Raw genomic sequence first — 21,639 nt, 5'->3', positions numbered from 1 at the left:
ACGCAACGGACCTGGTCACGGGGTTCCCCTGCACGCGGTGTGCCTCTTTGTCGCGCAAATCGGCTAGAATGTTGGCCGGCGCACGATGCCGCCGACGTTGACACCAAACGGGTGTTGTTTGTTAGCGGTAGGGCGCGAGCCCTCCGGTCATTCAAGGTGTTTTTGAAGCGTGACCGGACGGCTCGCGCCGTTCCGCTAACCCCGAGACCCTCAGTTCTGATTGAGACCAAGGACGAAGGCTGACGGGCCGCTTGGCAGCGGCCGGGTCGCAAGCTGGCAGCTTACGCCACGGTCGGTTTTATTTTCCCACCGCCCAGATGTTGCGATAGTAGACCGGGTTGCCGTGGCCTTGCAGATACAGGGCATCCGGCTCGGGGCCTTCCTGGTGACGCCCCGGGGTGTGCTGGGGCAATTCCAGGTCATCGTGAATGACCACCCCGTTGTGCTTGACGGTGACCCGGGCATTGGCGATCTTTTTTCCCTCGGCATCGTATCGCGCCGCGGTGAAATCGATGTCATAGGTTTGCCACTGCAGCGGCGGCAGACACATGTTGACCCTGGGCTCGGCGATCTGGTAGATCCCGCCGCACTCGTTGCTCTTGCCGGCCAGCGCGAACGAATCGAGGACCTGGATTTCGTACCGGCTTTGCACATAGACACCGCTGTTGCCCCGCCCTTGGCCACGGCCACTGGGCTTGAACGGCGTGCGGAATTCCAGGTGCAACGTGTGGTCCGCGAACTTCTCTTTGCTGAACGTGTCGGCCAGCAATAATCCATCGTCGACTTGGGCGCCTTCGAACGCGTCTCCGTTGCTGCCATCAAACAACACCAAAGCGCCCTTGGGCGGCTTGGCACCGATCGTCGGACTCTTGCGGACGATGCGTTCCAGCGTCGCGACTTGCTTTCCATCGGCATTGATGACACGCAATTCGCCGCCGGAAACGGAGATTGTGAAGTCCTCATGCTGGAACGTGGCATCGTCGCCTTCGAGCGTTCCATCGGTTTCAAAGAAGATGTCTTTGTGGCTCTGGTTGTTGCCGGGTAGTCCACCCTTGTAGGCCACCATGTGGAACTGGTCATTGCCCAGCGCGATGATCTGCGCGGCGTACGTGTCGCCTTTGTCACCGGCTTGCCCCTCGTATTCGCCCTGCAACTTGTACGATTGGGGTGTCGCGTCGGGGTCGGTGTAAACGTCTTGGCCGTCCTCTTTCGCGATCGATGCGGTCGCGATCGCCACCACGATCAAAAGGCTGAGTGCTGATTTCATGGTATCCTCGAAAAACAGAAAGGTTTGGTGCCAGGGGAGAACGAGAGAGTTTATCGTGCCGATCTCGGTCCGTGTGTTTTTCCGTGGTGGCGTGGCGGCGATCCACAGGAACGCGTCCGGATAGCAAGCCGTCCCCGCGGATACCACCTACATTGGAACGGAAGAGGTTAGCGACAAAAGCAACGTGAACGAGCATTTGAAACGAATCCGCATTCGCCTGACGGGGCGCATCCAGGGGGTCGGGTTCCGACCGTTCGTCTGGACCCGCGCGAGCGAGGCGGGGCTGACCGGCTGGGTCCAAAACGACTCGCGGGGCGTCACGATCGAGGCCCAAGGGGAGCGAGACCAACTGGCAACGTTTTTGCGTGGGTTCGATCAGAGCTTGCCGCCCCTGGCGACCCTCGATTCGCTTGAGACCGCTGACTTGCCGACGATCGAGGAGTCCGGATTCACGATCCGCGACAGCGCCCCATCGCTCCACGACAGCACCGCGGTGATGGCCGACATCTCAATCTGCGCGGATTGCCTGGCGGAGATGCAAGACGGGCACAACCGCCGCCACCGCTACCCGTTTATCAACTGCACCAATTGTGGCCCACGGTTCACGATCGTCGAAGACATTCCCTATGACCGTGCCCTGACGACGATGAAGTCCTTTGAGATGTGTGGGCGATGTCGCGAGGAATACAACGATCCGTCGGACCGACGTTTTCACGCTCAACCCAACGCCTGCCCGGACTGTGGGCCGCAAATCTGGTTTGTTGCCGCGGACGAATTGACGCCCGATGCCCAAATCCGCGCATCAAAGCGCGACGATCCATCACGCGTGATCGAATCGTTTGCGGCGTGCATTGGAGACGGGGGTATCGTTGCCGTCAAAGGCATCGGCGGCTTTCACTTGGCTTGCGATGCGACCGACGTCGATGCGGTTCAAAAACTTCGCGAGCGAAAGGGCCGCATCGCCAAACCCTTTGCGATCATGGTCGCCGACGCCGAGCACGCCGAGTCGTTCGCGCAAGTCGGCAGCAGCGAACGACGCTTGTTGGAAAGCAAGGAACGCCCGATCGTGTTGCTGCAAAAACAAAAGCCCGACGTCGATGACGCCGGATACTCTCACATGCTCGACGCGGTTGCACCGGGAAATCATTGCGTCGGCGTGATGCTGCCCTATTCTCCGCTGCACCACCTGTTGATCGAAGCATGTTCCCCTTTGTTGATGACCTCGGGCAACCTCTCGGACGAACCGATCGCTCGAACGAATGACGAAGCCATGGAGCGTCTCGGCCCGCTGGTCGACGGGTTTCTGTTTCACGACCGGGACATCCACGTCGTTTGTGATGACTCCGTCACCCGACCACTCGGTGCGTCCGCGCTGCCGATCCGGCGTTCGCGTGGTTTCGCCCCGATACCGATCAAGCTCCGCCAGAACGGTCCGAGCGTGGTGGCGGTCGGCGGAGAAATGAAGTCCACGTTCTGCATCACACAGGGACAGAACGCATACATCAGCCAACACATCGGTGATGTCGGCAACCTGGAGACACTCGGCGCCCTGCAGCGGAACGTCGATCACTACTTGCAACTGTTCCGCATCGACGCGGATGCCGTCGCCGCCGACTTGCACCCCTCGTCTCTTTCTGGACAGTTTGCCGAGAACCTTGCCAAATCGCTGCGGGTGCCGTTGATTCGCGTGCAGCACCACGTTGCCCACGCGGTGTCCTTGATCGCTGAACATCAGCTCGACGCCGATCGTTCCATCATCGCCTGTTGTTTGGACGGCACCGGATATGGAACCGACGGCGCGATCTGGGGCGGAGAATTTTTGACCGCCAACTGCAAGGGCTTCGAACGGTTCGCCCACTTGGAATACTTTCCGCTACCCGGCGGCGACGCCAGCATCAGGCGGCCCTATCGCACGGCCCTGGCGTTGCTGAGTGCCCATGGATTGTCGTGGGACCAACGACTGCCCTGCGTTTCCTTTTGTCCGGCCGATGTGCGGCGTCTGTTGCGACAACAACTCCGATCGAACCTCAACTGTTTTCCGACCAGCAGCGCCGGGCGGCTCTTTGATGCGGTCGCGTCGCTGATCGGCATTCGCCACGAAGTCAGCTTTGAAGCCCAGGCGGCGATCGAGTTGGAAGCACTGGCAGCCGAAGTGATCGGCCAGGTGGATTCCAATGCGTACCGCTTTCAGATCGCCGAAGCAGCGGAACACACGCCGATGCAAATCCGATCTCACGATCTGGTCGAGTCGATTTGCCGTGACGTCATCGCCGGAGTGGACCGACGCCAGATTGCCGCACACTTCCATCATGCCGCCGCGGCGATGATCAGCGATGTGTGCCGGTTGGGGCATGAGCAAACCGGCATCGACGTCGTCGGTTTGACCGGCGGTGTTTTCCAAAACGTCTTGCTCACCACGCTGTTGACCAAGCGGCTGGAAGCATCCGGATTCAACGTGCTGGTTCATCGACAGGTTCCGCCCAACGATGGCGGACTTTCGCTGGGGCAAGCGGTCGTCGCCAGCCTGAGGACAGCCCGGTGCGCGATCTGATTGATTGAACCCACCGATCGCAGAGCGTACCCACGGATGAAAAGCAGCCTGGGATCCGTGGGTACGCCCTGCCATCCGTGGGTATCAACTCGTTCCAGGGCTCTGCCTTGGAATGCACGGCAGGTGTGGCTCCCGCCACACGCCGATAACGGGCAGGAGGCGGGAGCCTCCATGACAGTGTGTTCCCAGGCGGAGCCCGGGAACAAGGGAAACGATGAAAAAACCGCCGCCACATCGAAAACCCGCTATGCTGGACGAGGCGATGCGGAAGAAGGACGAAGCAGAATCGACCGCACAAACTCCCCTCAACAACGGTGTGAATTGATGTGTCTGGCCGTGCCCGGAAAAGTGGAATCGATCTTCGACGAAAACCAGATGCGAATGGGCAAAGTTAATTTCGGCGGCGTCGTCAAAGAAGTCTGTTTGGCGTTTTTGCCCGACATCGAAGTCGGCGAATACGCGATCGTCCACGCCGGGTTTGCGATCAGCCAGATCGACGAAGCCTCGGCGGAGGAAACGTTGCGAACGTTTGATGCCATGGAGCGTCTTGATTCATGAAACACTTGACCGAATACCGCGATGGCGAAAAAGCGAAACGACTCGCCGGTGAGATCCAACGCCTGGTGACTCGGCCCTGGGCGATCATGGAAGTCTGCGGCGGGCAAACGCATTCGATCATCCGCAACGGGATCGACCAGATCCTTCCGGACAAGATCGAGATGATTCATGGTCCCGGCTGCCCGGTCTGTGTGACCCCGCTGGACGTGATCGACAAAGCCTTGGCGATCGCGTCCCGCCCCGACGTCATCTTTTGCTCCTTCGGCGATATGTTGCGTGTGCCCGGGTCCGAAGGTGACTTGTTCAAGGTCAAAGCCGCCGGCGGTGACGTGCGCGTCGTCTATTCCCCGCTGGATGCCGTCAAGATTGCACGGGAGAATCCGGATCGCGAAGTGGTGTTTCTGGCGATCGGCTTCGAAACGACGGCGCCCGCCAATGCCATGGCCGTCAAGCTGGCCCACGATCAATGCGTCGACAACTTCTCCGCACTGGTTTCGCATGTGCTGGTGCCACCGGCGATCGAAGCGATCATGAACTCACCGGGAAACCGCGTCAACGCGTTTCTCGCCGCCGGCCACGTTTGCTCGGTGACCGGGTTTGATCACTATCGCCCCCTTTGCGATCGTTACAAGGTTCCGATCGTGATCACCGGCTTTGAACCGCTGGACTTGCTCGACGGCATCCGCCGCTGCGTCGCCCAGTTGGAATCGGGATCCGCTGCGGTTGAAAATGCGTATCCCAGGGTCGTCTCCGAGCAAGGCAACGTGGCGGCACAAACTCTCCTGGACGAAGTGTTCGAGACCACCGATCGCAACTGGCGTGGGATCGGATCGATCCCGCACAGCGGTTGGCGTCTGCGCGACACGTATCGAAACTTTGACGCGGAATCCAAATTTGACGTTGCCGCCATCTGCACGCGGGAATCGACGCTGTGCCGTGCCGGGGACGTCCTCAAGGGGGCGATCAAACCGAACCAGTGTGAAGCGTTTGGAAAACAGTGCACCCCACGAACCCCGCTCGGCGCGACGATGGTTTCCGGCGAAGGGGCTTGCGCGGCCTACTACAACTATGGTCGCTTGGTGCCACTGAACGCCCCCGACACGAACGTGGCCGAGCAAGCTTGATGGCCGACAAGACCCCAAAATCAAGTCGAAACGGCGCTGGAGATCCGATCGACTTCGGCGGACCGGTCTGCCCGGTGCCGCTGCAAGATTACCCGAACGTCATCCTCGGACACGGTGGTGGAGGAAAACTGTCGGCGGAGTTGGTCGAGCATGTGTTTCTGCCGGCGTTCAAGAATGACCACCTCGATGTTCTCAGGGATTCAGCTGTTATTCAGCTCACCGGCCAACGTTTGGCGATGTCGACGGATTCTTATGTCGTCCGGCCGCTGTTTTTTCCGGGCGGATCGATCGGCGATCTAGCGATCAACGGGACCGTCAACGACCTGGCAATGAGCGGCGCCAAACCGCTGTACTTGAGTGCGGCGTTCATCATCGAAGAAGGCTTTCCGATCGCCGAGCTCAAACGCATCGCCGACGCGATGGGCGCGGCGGCTCGCCACGCCGGTGTCACCGTCATCACAGGTGATACCAAAGTCGTCGAGCAGGGGCATGGCGACGGATGTTACATCAACACCGCCGGCGTCGGGGTGGTGCCCGACGGAATCGACATCGCCCCCAACAACGCACGTCCCGGCGATGTCGTGATCGTCAGTGGCACGCTCGGCGACCACGGCATGGCGATCATGAGTGTCCGCGAGGGGTTGGAGTTCGACGCGAAGATTCAAAGCGATTCGGCTCCCCTGGCTGACATGGTCGCGGCGATCACAGAAGTTTGCCCCGACGTCCACGTGCTGCGCGACCCGACCCGTGGCGGGCTTGCCGCATCCCTGAACGAAATCGCGGCATCGAGCGACTGTGGGATCGTGATCGAAGAGACGCGATTACCGATTCATCCGATCGTCCAATCGGCCTGCGAGATTTTGGGGTTCGACCCGCTGTTGGTGGCCAACGAAGGCAAGCTGGTCTGCATGGTGCCGGCCGCGTTCGCGGGCGCCGTCTTAAACGCGATCCAAGCGGACAAGCACGGATCCAATGCCGCCATCATCGGCCACGTCGTGGCCGAACACCCCGGCGTCGTCGTCGCCAAGACCGTGATCGGAGCCTCCCGAGTGGTCGTCACTGCGATCGGCGAGCAGTTGCCGCGGATCTGTTGATGCTACATCCCTCGGACCAGTCAGCTGCACGAAGCAGATTTGTGCCGACGATTCGGTCGAGACGCCGCTACAGATTCTGCGTTTGAACGCACACTTCGACCAATCTGGTCCCTGGTTTCCCAACGACCGTAGTGAACCATTTCATCGAACTCGCATCGGTCGATGCAACCGACTGCGTCATCAGTTGTCAGTCTTTGTTGCTCGACTGGACAACGAACGATGGGCAAGACGATGGGGGCAAAACGATCAGAGCCGAAAATTGTTTTGCCCCCATTGTTTTGCCGTTGCTCCGGGGACGGGGTAACAACCGCGCAATGGGACCAATAGGACACATGGGACTTATAGGTCGCATCTGTCCTATTGGTCCTATCGCCACGCACCCACGAACTCCAGACGGGCCACGTCGCCCGACTGAGAACGCGGAATGCCGGCATGCGGCCATCCGCGTTTTGTTGACGGCCGTATGGGCTTCGGTGACAATGCGGTGCCTCTCAAGACCGCACGCAGCGCCGTTTTCCCGCACACAGGAACCCCGCCTTGTCTCCGATTCGCTTCCCATCGCTCAAACGCTTTTCCACCACTTCACCCTGGGCCGTCGTGATCGCCGGTTTGCTGGCGATCGCCGGCATCGGCGATGTCGCCCAGGCAGCGGAGCGGCCCAACATCCTCTGGATCACCAGCGAGGACAACGGCGTCTCCTGGGTCAGCTGTTACGGCGGCACCAACGCGCAGACGCCGGCGATCGACCAACTGGCCAAGGAAGGCTTTCGCTACACGCATTGCTTTGACAACGCCGCCGTCTGTGCTCCGACGCGGTCCTGTTGGATCACCGGCATGTATGCGATCTCCAACGGCACCCAGCCGATGCGCAGCCGCAACGAAATCCCGCACGACAAGATCAAGTACTACCCCGACCTGTTACGCCAGGCCGGTTATCACACCTCCAATCCCGGCAAGACCGATTACAACGTCGGCGGTCGTGGCGACAAAGAGTGCTGGGACTTCAAGGGCGCCAAGGGCAAGTCACAGTACGGCTGGAAACATCGGAAACCGGGACAGCCGTTCTTTGCCGTCGTCAATTTTACGGACAGTCACGAAAGTCGAGCCCACGGAGACGTCGAGAACACCAAGAACGATCCGGCTGAGATGAAGCTGTTTTCTTACCATCCCGATCTGCCCGTCATCCGCAAGAATTATGCGAAGTACGCCGATGCGGTCGAGAACATGGATCGCAAGGTCCATGACACGCTCGAAGAACTCAAGAAAGACGGCCTCTACGACGACACGATCATCATTTACAACTCTGACCACGGCGGCGTGATGGCGCGGAGCAAACGGTTCCTTTACTCCAGCGGCGTTCATTGCCCGCTGGTCGTCAGGATTCCGGAGAAATGGAAACAGTTTTATCCGGCTGAAAAACCCGGCATGACGGTCGATCGAATCGTCAGTTTCGTCGACATGCCCAAAACCTGGCTCAGTTTGGCCGGTGCCGAAATCCCGGAACAATTCCAGGGCACGATTTTCTTGGGCGACGGAACCGAACCGGCGCCGAATTACCACCTCGGTTTTCGTGAACGCGCCGACGAACGGCTGGACAACGTCCGTTTGATGCGAGACGAACGCTTTGCCTATCACAAAAACTACATGCCCTACGCGCCCGCCGGACAACACCTGGCGTACCTCTGGAAAGCGCCCCTGACCCCGGCCTGGGAACAGCACCACCGCGAAGGCAAGACCGACGCCATCACCGGGCGGTTTTTCCGCCCGCGTGTTTCCGAAGAGTTTTATGACACCGAGGCCGATTTCGACAACGTCCACAACTTGATCGACGCACGCGAACATCGACAAAAGATCAACGAACTGAAACAGGCGCTGCGGGAAAAACAATTGGAACTACGTGATTCGGGATTGATGCCCGAAAAAATGCGGGAGCGCCGCGCCGCGGCCAATGACGTGACGATCTACGAAATGGTGCGCATGGATCGGCTGTACCCGCTGGCACAATACTTGGACGCCGCCGACGTGGCACTCGCCCGGGACAAAGGCCAGTTGCAAACGTTTGTCAATCAATTGACCGATTCTGACGAGGTGCTGCGTTGGTGGGCGGTCGTCGGAATCCACCTGCTGGGCGACAACGCCCGCCCCGCCGCGGCCGACTTGGAACGTGCCCTGCAAGACGATGCCCATGAAGTCCGCATGATGGCCGCATGGACGCTGATCAATCTGGGGCAAAAAGACCAAGGGCTCGCTTGCCTGGACGAATTGCTGTTCCACGGTACGAACAACGAAACGATGCTCGAAAACGTCATCGACTGGATCGGCGAGCCCGCTCTTCCGCTGGTCAAGAAGTACATCGACCAGGGCAGGACTCGGCAAGGCAAATACGGGATCGGGATCTTCGGCCGCATCGCCGAACTCAACGGCTGGTGAGGCTCTGCGGAAAAATGGTGCGTCCGTTGGACGACAGGGGCTTGGTCAAAAAATTTGCTGGTCAAAAAATGAAGAGTTCCGTCAGGTGGAGGCAGATATTATTCATCGGGAACCCCAACGAGACAATGAATCGACAATTGCGGTTCAGCACGGCCTTCGCCGTTGCCTCCCATTGATTCACTCGTACTCGTGTGCTGCATCTCTTTTCTTATTTTTTGACCAACCAATTTTTTGACCAACGTTCTTGCTCATTTGATCGCGTCGAACAACGAGATAAAATAAAACCCCTTTCCCCTTTTCAATAAAACCCCTTTCCCCTTTTTGATCTAACCCAGCAATTCCTTGATCAGCTGGCCGCCGAATTGGGAGAGTTGTTTGTGGCGGCCGGCGTGGAAGTAGGTCAGCCGGTTGTCGTCCAGCCCGAGCAGATGCAACAGCGTGACGTGCACGTCGCGAATGTGGTGCACGCACTCGACGGCGTTAGCACCGATCTCGTCGGTCGCTCCGATCGTGTGACCGGCGTTTGTCCCGCCGCCGGCGAACCACATCGCCATCGCTTTGGCGTTGTGATCACGGCCGTAGGACTGCCCCCCGCCGCGCAGCCCGTTGTCGGGTGTGCGGCCGAATTCACCGCACCAGATCACCAGCGTGTCCTTGAGCATGTCGCGCTGCTTTAAATCTCGCAACAGCGCCGCGATGGGTTTGTCGACCGAGCGAATCAACGCCCCGTGGGCTTTTTCGATGTAGTCGTGGCTGTCCCAGTTTCCGGCATAGGCTTGAACAAATCGCACACCGCTTTCGACCAACCGCCGGGCCAACAAACATTTTCTCGCAAACGAATCCGTCGCCGCTTCTCCCACCCCGTAGGCATCGAGTGTCGATTGTGACTCGCCCTCCAAATCCAGCACGCCGGGGACTTCGGTCTGCATCCGGTAGGCCAATTCATAGCTGGCGATTCGCGCTTCCAACTCACCCCGGCCGGGTCGCGTGGCGAGGTGTTGGCTGTTGAGCTGCCCCAACAGATTAAGATTTTCGCGCTGCCGCTGAGGCGACACCGCTGCCGGCGGGTTCAAATTCAGAATCGGACTGCCTTCGGGCCGTAGCGGCGTGCCTTGAAACTTGGCGGGCAGGAATCCGTTGGACCAATTCCCCGCGCCGCCCTGCGGATAGCTCGATCGCGGCAGGACCACAAATCCGGGCAGGTTCTTGTTCATCGTGCCCAAGCCGTAGGTCACCCAGGCGCCCACTGCGGGATCGCCGCCGAACTGATTGCCGGTATTGAGCTGGTAGCAGGCCGTCGGGTGGTTGACCGATTCGACTTGCGCCCCGCGATAGAAGCAGATGTCATCGACCATCTGGCTCAAGTGTTTCCACTCGGTGCAAATGTCCGCGCCACACTCGCCCGCCTTGGTGAATTGGAAGGGGCTTTTGACGAAGTAGCGTTTTCCCGACGACATCGCACTTTCCATCTCGCCGCTGCGGGTGAACGCTTTGAGATGCTGCTTGGTCAGCTCGGGTTTCGGATCGAACGTGTCCAGATGCGACGGCCCGCCTTCCATCATCAAAAAGATGCAGCGCTTGGCCTTGGCCGGATGATGAGTCTGTCCCGACTCATCGGCTTGCAGCAGCGATGTCAGCGCGACCGAACCGAGTCCCGCGCCGAGCCCATACAAAGCCTCGCGGCGGGTCGGCATCGCCAGTCGATGTGGATAGTGAGCAGCCATGATCAGTCCAGGTAGGCAAATTCGTTCAGATTAAAAATCACCAAACAGACGTGCGCCAGTCCGCGCGTTTTCGCGTCGACGTCGGCGGGCTGAAGGTCCGGCTGGTAATGGGTGTAAGCCGGCATGGTTTCGATGAAGTCGTAGGGTTGTCCCGTCTTTTCCGCCATCACCGTCCGCTCGATCTGATCCGGCCACGTTTTGGCTTCGTAGGATCGCGCCGACTCTTCAGCGGTCGCGTCGTTCCATTGATCCAGACACAGCGAACGTTCCTCAGCGGTCGGCGAACGCCCCAACGCCCATTGAAACGCGCGTTCGATCGTGGCGTCGTCAGCGAGCTGTTCATCAACCAGGCGTTTGGCAAACCCGATCGATCGGTCAAAGACCTCTTCGGAATTGAGCAGCGTCAACGCCTGGGGTGCGACCGTCGACGTCTCCCGCAACTCACAGGACTTGTCCGGACCGGGTTGGTTGAAGGACTCGAAGAACGGATCCCTCAGCCCGCGAATCTTCTCGGCGTACAGGCTGCGGCGGTTGCGTTGCCGGGGAGTCGGATCGGGCTCATACACCGAAGCCGCCCCGCCCATGATTTGGCGTGGCTGGAAAGCGACTTCCAAGTTCACGTCCGGCCGCGCCGGAATCCCGCCGACGCTGCGGTTGAGTTCACCGCTGGCGACTAACATGGCATCGCGAAGCTCTTCGGCGGTCAATCGACGCGGTAAGAACGAGGCGTAAAGATTCAGCTTGGGATCACGAGCGGCTTGCCGTTCGGGGTGCGGATGGCGGGTGCTGCGGCGATAGGCCTGGGAGGTGACGATCAGCTCATTCAGCTTTTTGATACTCCAACCGTGATCCATGAACCGGCGTGCCAGGTGGTCCAGCAACTGTGGGTGCGTCGGCAAGGCCCCGGTGCCGCCGAAGTTGTTCGGGTTGCCGGCCAGCCCTTTGCCGAAGTGCCACGACCAGACGCGGTTGACGATCACGCGGGCGGTCAATGGATTGTCCTCGGCGGCGATCCACCGTGCCAACGCCAATCGGCGTTTCCCCTTGCCGGCGGGAAACGAAGGGGGCAGCATCTGCCCGAGCGCGACCGCCGCGCTGAGTGGTCCCGGTTGGACCGGTTCGGTCGGTGAATAGACGTTGCCGCCGGCCAGGATGGCGTCGGTTTCGAGTTGCCCCTTGGTCCAAGGGTTCTCGGGCAACGCGATCCGATTTCCGACATTGTTGCGTTGGATCGTCTTTCCGGTGTAGACGGCAAAGGCGATCGGCCGGGTGCGGTCGAGTTCCCAACTGTGCCGCGCGATGTTTTTTGACATCCTGGCCAACGATGCTTCGTCGCCGGGATCCAGCCCGTTGTCGCCGACCTTCGCATCGCCGGTCTCCTGCTTGCGCGCCTTGGCGACTTTCTGATTGAGTTCCTTTTTCTGTTGCTGGTAGTCGTCGACTTTGGCTTGGACCCAATCGTCGGACGCCTCGAAACCCGCCTTGTTTTCCACCTCCAGGAACGGTGCATCCCGTTCGGCGAACTGGGTCGTCGAAAACACCGCCATCATGCTGTAGTAGTCACGGGTGGGCACGGGGTCGAATTTATGATCGTGACACTTGGCACACTGCAAGGCGTGGGCGAGAAACGTTTGGCCGACCGAATCGGTGATGTCGTCGAGCCATTGCTGACGTGTCTCCTTGAACACGCTCATGCCGGTCTGTTCCCACGGCCCCATCCGCAAAAAACCCGTCGCGATCAAATTCTCTGGATCATCGGGGTCGATCTCATCCCCGGCGATTTGTTGCTTGATGAATTCGTTGTAGGGTTTGTCGTCGTTGAAAGCTCGCACAACATAGTCGCGGTAGCGCCAGGCGTTGGGGCGGCTGTAATCGTTTGCAAACCCGGCGGTGTCGGCGTAACGAACGACGTCCAACCAACGCAGACCGAAGTGTTCGCCGTAGTGGGGCGACGCCATCAATTGCTGCGCGAACGCACGCACGGCCCCCTCGTGGTTCTTGGCGTACTCGCGGGTAAAGCGTTTGACGTCCGCGGGCGTGGGGGGCAACCCGGTCAAACCAAAACTCATCCGCCGCACCAGCTCGCCGGCACGGGCTGGCGGTGCGGGCGCGAGTTCTGCCGCGGCCAGTTTCTGGTCGATGAACCAGTCCACCGGGTGTTTGCCGGCGGGCACGTCGACGTGCTGCAGCGGCCGATAGGACCATAGTTTCTGGGGTTCATAGCGCCGGTTCTGCCAATCGTCCGACAGCGCCTTGGATGTTGCCACCTGCTCGCCTTCGGCGTATCGCTGCTGAATCAATGCGACGCGATCTTCATCCGGCCACGGCGCCCCCGCATCGATCCAATCACGAATCCACCATGTCTGGGCTTCGGTCAGCTGGTCGGCTTCCTTGGGAGGCATTTCATAGCCTTCCTCCGATCGGCTGGCGGTCCGATAGAGGTAACTCGCATCGCCCTTGCCGGGGATCAGCACTTCATCCTCGAACGAGTCACCGCCGGCGATCACGGTTTCTCGCGTCCGTAGATCCAGTCCGCCTTGGATGTCATCGGGTTCTGCCCCATGGCAGGCCAAGCACTTCTCGGCGAGCAGCGGTTTGACCTTCAACGCAAACAATTTTTCACCTTCGGTGACGTCATCGCTGGCGACGAGCGGTGGTAGGATCCACAACGGGAGCAAGATGATGGCGACGATGGTCCTCATGGACATTTACCCAAACGGGCGATCTCAAATTTGAGAGTTCGGATTTGAAATGATGCACCGAGCATTGTACCCCAAATCCCGTCCCCGCCCCCGAGGCTGGAGCCCTTGGTGTGCAGGGGGGAAAAGCACGAGCGGAATCCCACATCTCAGCACGTGGCGTGAGCCAGTGGCGCGTGCGGGTGGTGCGTCCAACACGCGCCGCTCGCTGACCGGGCTGTCGATTGAGTGAGCCGCGACGCGTAAGCGGCCGGGCATTTCGGCGCCCGCCCGAGGCCTGACGGCCAGCGGCTCACCATGGACTCCGCAGATCCCGATTCAATCGACAAGCTGTGACGCGTCCCGCTGGGGTGATGTTCAGAGTCGCTTTTGAAAAAATTCGACCATGTCGTCGAGTGAGTTTCTGTCTTTGGGCGACACCGAGTGGCCTCCCGTTTCATAGACCCGGATCTCGGCATCGACGCCGGCCTCGGTCATCGCGCGGTGCATGTCGCGTGACTGAAACCAGGGCACGGTGGAATCGTCGCGGGAGTGCAGCAGCAGGATCGGTGGATCACTCGGATCGACGTGTGTGATCGCCGAAGCGGCCAACCATTGCGGATCCTCGGGTGAAAACTCGGGGCCGATCCACTCTCCGTTGGTTTTCCGTTTTTTCTTCGCGTTCGGTTGAATCTCCAACTGTTCCTGTTTCGTGAACCGACTCACAAAATCGAACACGCCGGCGAAACAGACGGCGGCTTGGATGCGGCTGTCGGGATCGTCGTGGTCGCCGGTGACCGCCAACAGCGCGGCGAGCGTACCGCCGGCCGACCGGCCCGCTGCGCCGATCCGGTCGGCATCGATTTGATATTTCTCGGCCACGTTGCGGACGAATCGGACGGAGGCTTTCACGTCGGCCAAGGTATCGCGAAACCGATGGTCGGGACTTCCGCGATACGAGATCAACGCAGCTGTAAATCCGTGCTTCGCCAGGTGTTCGGCAAAGGGTTTGAATCGCTGTCCGTTCTGCGGACGAAAGCCGCCGCCTTGAATGACGATGACACAGGGCGACGGATCGGCAGACGCCTTGGGAAGGTACAGATCCAGTGTCAGCGCGGGGACGGTTTCGCTGAACGCCAATCCCTTCACGACCGTGAAGTCGTCGGCTCGCGCGGGACGGATCAAGCAGACGCTGAGGCAGCAAGCGATCAGCATCATCGACAAGATCCGCGATCGCATCGGACAGGCAATTCGCATGAAAGTTTCCGGACGGGTAGCGATGGTGGAACAAACCAGATTCATAAACATGGTGATTTGGAATTGGCTATACTAGCGGATCCCCCCCAGTCATTCGCCCACCGCTGATTCAACAAAATGCGTTTTCTTGCAATCGCATTGCTACTCACCTGCACATGGCACGACGCGCCGGTCCAGGCCGGGAATCCGGTCGGCTGGTCGGGCGATTGGACACGATCGCGTTCGGGAGGGACGGCGCAGTGGTTTGAAATCCGCGGGACCGGAGGGCGAAACAATCCGCTCCGACGACAGCTCCGTGTACCCTTTGATGGCGACCAACTGCTGGTTCGTTTTCAGCTCCGCTACGATTCGTCCAGCATCGACACACCCCCAAACGGAAACGGAGAGTTTCTGGTTCTGTGGCTCGACGAACAGGACGGAGGCGACGCGGCGGGGCACAACGGCGGTGTGCCGAACATCGGGCTGCATGTCGACCAGGACAAGAACGCCTTCATGGCACGCTACACGTCGACGTCGCAGCATTTTTCCGAGACCCAGCTGCAAGGCGATCGCGTTTACACCATCCTGGCCAAAGTCTCGCGATCGCAATCGGGCAGCGGACTACCGTATGACCGATTGAGCGTCTGGATCGATCCCGAAATCACCGATGCGGGAACGCCCGCCATCGAGGTCTCCGCGAAAAACGCGATTGACTCGATCGGCTGGATCGGATTCGCGACGGGGATGAAGACCGAACGTGACGATCGAATTTTGGTTTCCGAGCTATCGCTGGCGACGACCTGGATGGAATCCTTCGGGTTGCCCGCCCGGGTTGCCCCAACGCCGACGACCAAGCCGCCGGCGACGAATCCGACGACGGCGCCGACACTCACCGCAACCGTCAATTTTCGCACCGAGGTCTATCCGGTTCTCCGACAACATTGTTTCGGGTGCCACGGCGGCGACGAACCGGAATCCGGATTGCGACTGGACCATTACGACGAGGTCTTGAATCACTTGTCGCCTCGCGATGCCGATGCCAGCCATCTGATTGCGTTGATCGAATCGTCCGATCCGGCAAAGCAGATGCCTCCGCCAGGTGATGACCACACGCAACTGAGTGCGGACGAAATCCGCGTGCTACGTGATTGGATCGATGAAGGCGTCGTCTGGGACCATCAGTTGTTGCCGACGCCCGCGATGCAGACGGATCACTGGGCGCTGCAACGCGTCGATCGCCCCGAGATTCCTGCGGTCGCGACAACTCGGCCATTGCGGACACCCATTGATGCGTTCCTCGCCAGCAACCAACAGGACCTGGGCATCACGGCGACGGAAACGGCTTCGTGGCCGACGCTGCAACGTCGAATTGCATTGGACCTGACGGGGCTTCCACCCTCGGCGTTTCCGGGGTTGGAACAAGCAGCCAGTCACGAAGCACTCGATCGCTGGATCGATCAATTGCTGTGTTCACCGGCCTATGCCGAGCGTTGGGGACGATACTGGTTGGATCTGGCCAGATGGGCCGAGAGCAACGGTCATCAACACAACCGACCACGGCCATACGCCTGGCGTTACCGTGACTATGTGATCCAAAGTTTCCAAGACGACAAACCGTACGACCAGTTCATTCGGGAGCAACTTGCCGGCGACGAATTGCCGGAGGAGTCGCGTTGTTTGGAAGCGACGGGTTTCCTGGCCGCCGCCCGATACAGCGGCAATGAGCTGGACAAAGAAATTCAACGTCAAGACATTTTGGTGGACGTGGTCAACACCACGGCAAAAACATTCTTGGGCGTCACGCTGGAATGTGCCCAGTGTCACACGCACAAGTTCGACCCGTTTACGATTCGCGACTACTACCGATTGCAAGCGTTTTTTACGCGCGGGCAACCCGGCAACCTGTTGCTGGCCGATGCCCCCGCCGAAACGGAATCGTGGGTCAACGCGCGTTGGCAATTGTTCGATTCCGTTCACGCGCGAATGGTCGCCCAGAAGCGTCGTGCCGGCGTCCCCGAACCCGTCTTGGTGATCCCCAAGTCGGTGATCGGCGGAATGAATGCCCAGGAGCGCAAAGCGTTTTCCGCACTCGATTCCGCGATCGCGTCGATCCCACAAGTCTGGGGCTGGAGCGGTGGCGATTCGGACGTGACCGTCGCGCCCCACGAAATGCGTTGGCCCTTGCCGCGTGATCTCCGATCGGTCGCGGAAATGAAAACCTATCTGCGGTTGCGTGGCGATGCCAAGTCGATCGGCCCGGAAGTTCGCGCCGGCTGGCCGGCGGTTTTTGGACCGACGCCCGACGAGGTGACTTCACGGACCGATTTGGCCGACTGGATCGCGTCCCCGGACAATCCGTTGACCGCACGTGTGTGGGTCAATCGGATTTGGCAGTGGCATTTTGGCACCGGGATCGTTGCCACCTCGGGCGACTTTGGGACCCAAGGCGCTTCACCGACGCATCCCGAACTGCTCGATTGGCTGGCCGACGAATTGGTCGCCAGCGGCTGGAGCACGCGGCACATCCATCGCCTGATCCTGCGTTCGAGCACCTATCGACAATCGGCGGCGTTTTCACAACGCAATCATGACTTGGACCCCGATTGCCAATCGCTTTGGCGCTGGCCCCCGCGACGACTGGAATCCGAGGCGATTCGCGATTCGGCGTTGTCCGTCGCCGGCCGACTGGACACGACGGTGGGAGGCCCGAGCGTGGGTGACGATGATGCCGAAGACGGCTACCGGCGGAGCGTCTACCTGCCACAGCAACGCGAACGGATCGCAGAATCGTTGACGCTGTTCGATAGCCCTGCGGCCGTGACAACCTGTTCGCTGCGACGCGTGTCGACCGTCTCGCTGCAGCCGCTGTACCTGCTCAACAGCGACTTCATGAATACGATCAGCCACCACTTTGCCGAGCGCGTCCGCAACACGGCCAGGGAAGACCAATACGCCGCGACCGCGCTGCGACTGGCGCTCGGTCGAGACGCGTCCGAGGAAGAAGCTGAAAAGATGACACAGTACCTGCGCGATCATTCGCTCGAATCGTTGTGCCTGGTCATCCTGAACTTGAGCGAATTTCTGTACGTGAACTAGAGAGACGCATGACCTCAAACCATTGGATCGATCGCAGACGATTCCTGTACGGCGGCGGCCTCGGTGCCGGTGCGATGGCGCTGCAACTGTTGCGTCACGCCGAAGCGGAAGGAGCAGGCACGACGCACCACACCGCCACGGCATCAAGCGTGATCTTTTTGTTCATGTCCGGCGGCCCCAGCCAAGTCGACACGTTTGACCCCAAACCGGATCTGGACCGGTTGGCGGGCAAGGACGTCCCCGAGAGCATTGCCGACACGATTCCAAAAATCAAACGAGCCGGGCTGAAAAACTTGATGGGATCGCCGTGGTCGTTCAAACCGTACGGCGAAAGCGGCATTCCGGTTTCTGACTTGCTGCCCAAAACGGCGGAACACGTCGACGATTTGTGTGTCATCCGATCGATGCAACACAACAATCCGGTGCACGGCCCCGGCGAATGCGTCGCGCTGACGGGTACCGCCGCCGGCGACCGCCCCAGCATCGGCAGTTGGTCGCTGTATGGTTTGGGAACGGCCAACGAGACGCTGCCCGCCTTCATCGGAATGAACCTGCACACCGACGGCATGCAGTTTCCCCAAGGTGCCGGATGGGGATCGGGATTTTTGCCCTCAGGGTTCCAAGGCACCATCGTCGACCCGGCAAAAGGGATCCGACATGTGACCATGCCGGAACAGACGTCCCAACCACAGCGCCGCGACCAATTGGAATTAATTCGTTGGTTCAACCAACGGCATCTGGATCAATCCGGAGGGCAAAGCGAACTGCGGGCGCGACTGGATTCCTATGAAACCGCGTTTCAAATGCAAACGTCGGCCCCGGATTTGTTTGACCTCGCCAAAGAAACGCAGCAGACGCGAGAGCTGTATGGTTTGGATCATCCACAAGGCAAAACCGTCGGCCGGGCGTGTTTGCTGGCCCGACGGATGGTCCAACGGGGCGTGCGGTTCGTGCAAGTCCGTGTCGGCGGCTGGGACGCGCACGGCAACATCAAGGGCAACCACACCAAAATGGCTTCGCGGACCGACGTTCCGATCGCCGGGCTGCTGGCGGACCTCAAACAACGCGGTTTGCTGCAATCGACGTTGGTTGTCTGGGCCGGCGAATTCGGACGGACGCCGACGATGGAAGGCCGGGGCAAAGGCCGCGATCATTCTCCGGCTGGGTACTCGATTTGGATGGCCGGCGGCGGGGTCCAGGGCGGGCGGGTCATCGGCGCGACCGATCCGCTGGGCTACGTGGCGACCGAGCGACCGGTGTCACCCCACGACTTTCACGCGACCATCCTGCACGCGTTGGGGATCGACGCCAACCGTTTGACCTATAATCACCACGGCCGCGATGAAGTGCCGACGGTGTTCGGAGGCGAGGCGGTGGGAGAAGTGTTTGGGAGTTCTGTGGGATAGGCTTCCAGCCTGTCGTCCGCTAGATCGACGATCTCGCAGAGGGTGAGCGGCGGTATTGGCCTTGAGGCGATTTCCCGTCGCTGCTTCGCAGCAACGGCGACGGCCCAGAAGGGCCATCGTACTAACCTATGCGGCGCCGATGCCGGCCAGCCAGACCAGCAGCGCGATGACCACGAAGCAAACCGCGACGGAGATGGCGAATCCATACACGTCAGACTTGCGCGGTCGCAGCGCTTCGATGTCTGTGCCGGGAAACAGCCTGCGGTCTTCGAACCGTTTCGGATCGTTGTACGACTGTTCCAGGTTTCGCCGATCGGTTTCCGGGTCGGGATCCACTTCCGTTTTCATCTTGGCGTAATAGCGATCCAACACCGACTCACTCGTACGGGGCGTCAGGAAACTGGCCACGATCAGCACCAGGAACGGCAACAGGACGCGGGTCGGCAACCGCAGAGTTTCCAGCGTCGCTTTGGAGACATTCGCCAGATCGACGCCGATGTAGTGATAAAGCAAGAAATCGAGTTTGAATTGTCCCTCGCCCTGCAACTGGCCCGTCCGTCGCTGCGTCAAGATCGATGCGTCACCGTCTCGGACCGTGCTGATCATCTCCAACGACTCTTCACCGACCGGCTTCACACCGCCGCTCCAAAAAATCGACTTGTCGCCGGAAACCAAGATGACTTCAATCGGATCTCCGGCCTCGCATTGCGGCGGTTCTGCGCCGATCTTCTCGCGTAACTTTTTATCATCCTTGGCCTGTTCCATCGCTTCGCCCCATGCTTCATGCCGGGCGACATCGGCCGGCGTCGCCGTGCGTTTGATCGACTTGACGATGCGGTTGGTTGTGGTCGTCCAGGCCGGATCGGTCCGCATCTCGGGCGAGAGCATTGGAATCACCAGCGGCAGGATAAAAAAGAACAGCGCCGAAAACACGATCGTAATCCACACCGCGGTGGCATTGGCGCGGCGCCAAAACATGCCGATCCAAAACGGGGCGGCAAACAGAATCGGCAACTCGATCGCGAACGTAAACTGGGCGAACACGTTTGCCATCGTGATCGCCACGACCGACGCTCCCACGATGATGGCCAGCCCCGTCACGCGGGCCACTTTCACACTTTCACGGTCCGTCGCCGACGGATTCACGTAGGCCGCATACAGGTTGCGGGTGATCAGCGCGGAACTGACAATCATGTACGTGTCGGCCGAACTCATCATCGCGGCCATCAGGCAGGCCAGCATCAGACCGACCAGCCCCAGATTCAGCGGGCCCAGAATTTCGCGCGCCGCGATTCCCCACACCAGATCGGGATCCACGGCCAGCTCGGGGCGGCCGGCCAACAGCGCCAGGGCGATCAGCGCCGTGATCGCCCAACCGACGGTGCAGAGCCGTTTGAGAAAGTTGCCGACCACCAGACCGATTCGTGCTTCGTTTTCACTTTTTGCCGATCCGCCACCGGTCGCGATGAAGTGCGGCTGGACGACGATCCCGACCAGAGCGAGCAACGTCAGTGCCACGATGTACTGCAGCGGAAACTCGCCCGCACTCGGTCCAGTAAACAGGCTGAAATAGTCCGACGAAACACGCTCGTGCATGATCGTGAATCCGTCCATGAACCCCTGCGTCGACGGGTCGCCGAATTCTTTGACCAACGCCCATAGCCCATAGGGAATCAACAAGACGCTCAACAGGATGATGAAAATCCCTTGGATCAAGTCGGTCCAATAAGCCGCCGTCAGCCCGCCCAACACACCGTAGACGATCACAATCCCGGCCAACCCGGGAATCAAAACGTACTTCAGATCCAATCCCGCGATCTGATCGATCCCCATCAGTGGCACCGCGAATTTTGCGATCGCCGACAACATCGTCGACAGATAGAACATGTAGAAAATGATCGCAAAGACGGCGTAGGCGGCGCCCAATGCTTTGGACTCGTAACGCTCGACGAACCAGTCCCCGAGCGTCAAGTGCCGCATCCGCCGATACCACACCGCGGTGATCCAATAGACCGGGGTGACGAACAACCACATCAGCGCCGACCACACGCCGCTGAGCCCGCTGGTCCATCCGGTCCGCCCGACCTGGATCGGTTCGTGCGCCCCCGTCCCGGCGCCGAAGGCGGCAAAGGTTTGTAACAACTTGCCGAACCCACGCCCGCCCATGAAGTAGTCTTCTTGCCCTTTGACACGCCCCATCGCCCACAATCCGATGGCGATCATCACGATGAAGTAAACGGCAACAACGACGTAATCGATCCAGGTCATCAGTTCTACTCAGGTGGGCGTTTTCCAGACCCGGCACTGCGGTGCGAAGCATGACGTCGTCACGTCTCGCGGGCCAGCAACAGATCCATTCGAAGGGGCTCCACAGAATACACTCTTCCGATACAGCGGTGCGCATCGGTAAGCGGATCCCAACGTATTTTGCCGGCGCCGGCATGCCGGACGTCGTGCAGTTTTCAAACTCACCCT

Annotated in this window: 12 protein-coding genes; 7 read left to right on the top strand and 5 right to left on the bottom strand. The window is 60.0% G+C overall.

Annotated features, from left to right (window positions below):
• Nucleotides 1-298: 298 nt before the first annotated feature.
• Nucleotides 299-1,267: a 3-keto-disaccharide hydrolase gene (locus tag Enr13x_RS02765; RefSeq protein ID WP_145384583.1), complete on the bottom strand. Its 969-nt coding sequence runs from the start codon at nucleotides 1,265-1,267 to the stop codon at nucleotides 299-301.
• 184 nt (nucleotides 1,268-1,451) lie between these two features.
• On the opposite strand from Enr13x_RS02765, the gene hypF reads away from it, so the two are divergent.
• The 5 genes from hypF to Enr13x_RS02740 all read left to right on the top strand — a co-directional run bounded on the left by hypF (nucleotide 1,452) and on the right by Enr13x_RS02740 (nucleotide 9,024).
• Nucleotides 1,452-3,818, top strand: a complete 2,367-nt coding sequence (hypF, locus tag Enr13x_RS02760; protein ID WP_197455736.1) for a carbamoyltransferase HypF — start codon at nucleotides 1,452-1,454, stop codon at nucleotides 3,816-3,818.
• A gap of 324 nt (nucleotides 3,819-4,142) precedes the next feature.
• Nucleotides 4,143-4,376: a HypC/HybG/HupF family hydrogenase formation chaperone gene (locus Enr13x_RS02755; RefSeq protein ID WP_145392071.1), complete on the top strand. Its 234-nt coding sequence runs from the start codon at nucleotides 4,143-4,145 to the stop codon at nucleotides 4,374-4,376.
• Entirely contained in the window at nucleotides 4,373-5,500 is a 1,128-nt protein-coding gene (hypD, locus tag Enr13x_RS02750) for a hydrogenase formation protein HypD (protein ID WP_145384582.1), read from the top strand. The genes Enr13x_RS02755 and hypD overlap by 4 nt, the downstream gene beginning before the upstream one ends.
• The gene (gene hypE / locus Enr13x_RS02745; RefSeq protein WP_145384581.1) at nucleotides 5,500-6,594 is read left to right on the top strand and encodes a hydrogenase expression/formation protein HypE; all 1,095 of its coding nucleotides are present in this window, start codon (nucleotides 5,500-5,502) and stop codon (nucleotides 6,592-6,594) included. Before hypD ends, hypE begins: the two co-directional genes overlap by 1 nt.
• A 537-nt stretch (nucleotides 6,595-7,131) precedes the next feature.
• Entirely contained in the window at nucleotides 7,132-9,024 is a 1,893-nt protein-coding gene (locus tag Enr13x_RS02740; RefSeq protein WP_231744059.1) for a sulfatase-like hydrolase/transferase, read from the top strand.
• A gap of 326 nt (nucleotides 9,025-9,350) precedes the next feature.
• Here the strand turns inward: Enr13x_RS02740 and Enr13x_RS02735 are convergent, their stop codons facing one another.
• From Enr13x_RS02735 to Enr13x_RS02725, 3 genes are all read right to left on the bottom strand, one after another.
• Nucleotides 9,351-10,748: a DUF1501 domain-containing protein gene (locus Enr13x_RS02735; RefSeq protein WP_231744058.1), complete on the bottom strand. Its 1,398-nt coding sequence runs from the start codon at nucleotides 10,746-10,748 to the stop codon at nucleotides 9,351-9,353.
• Nucleotides 10,749-10,750: 2 nt separating this feature from the next.
• Nucleotides 10,751-13,456, bottom strand: coding sequence for a PSD1 and planctomycete cytochrome C domain-containing protein (locus Enr13x_RS02730; protein ID WP_231744057.1), 2,706 nt, complete (start codon nucleotides 13,454-13,456; stop codon nucleotides 10,751-10,753).
• Between the two features lie 348 nt (nucleotides 13,457-13,804).
• Nucleotides 13,805-14,683 carry an alpha/beta hydrolase gene (locus Enr13x_RS02725; RefSeq protein WP_197455735.1) on the bottom strand — a complete coding sequence of 293 codons (879 nt, stop codon included), beginning with the start codon at nucleotides 14,681-14,683 and terminating at the stop codon, nucleotides 13,805-13,807.
• Between the two features lie 117 nt (nucleotides 14,684-14,800).
• Between Enr13x_RS02725 and Enr13x_RS02720 the strand changes: the two genes are divergently transcribed.
• A complete protein-coding gene (locus Enr13x_RS02720; RefSeq protein WP_145384579.1) occupies nucleotides 14,801-17,758 on the top strand; it encodes a PSD1 and planctomycete cytochrome C domain-containing protein in 2,958 nt (985 codons plus the stop codon).
• An 8-nt stretch (nucleotides 17,759-17,766) separates the two neighbouring features.
• Nucleotides 17,767-19,164 (top strand): DUF1501 domain-containing protein, encoded by a 1,398-nt coding sequence (locus Enr13x_RS02715; RefSeq protein ID WP_145384578.1) that lies wholly within the window; start codon nucleotides 17,767-17,769, stop codon nucleotides 19,162-19,164.
• A gap of 126 nt (nucleotides 19,165-19,290) precedes the next feature.
• Here Enr13x_RS02715 and Enr13x_RS02710 read toward each other — a convergent pair whose 3' ends face one another.
• Complete coding sequence (locus Enr13x_RS02710; RefSeq protein WP_145384577.1) at nucleotides 19,291-21,432, bottom strand: sodium:solute symporter family protein; 2,142 nt, start codon at nucleotides 21,430-21,432, stop codon at nucleotides 19,291-19,293.
• Between the last annotated feature and the right edge of the window lie 207 nt (nucleotides 21,433-21,639).

Origin of the sequence: Stieleria neptunia (assembly GCF_007754155.1) — a bacterium.
GTDB classification, from domain to species: domain Bacteria; phylum Planctomycetota; class Planctomycetia; order Pirellulales; family Pirellulaceae; genus Stieleria; species Stieleria neptunia.
This window is presented reverse-complemented; position numbering and strand designations above follow the sequence as displayed.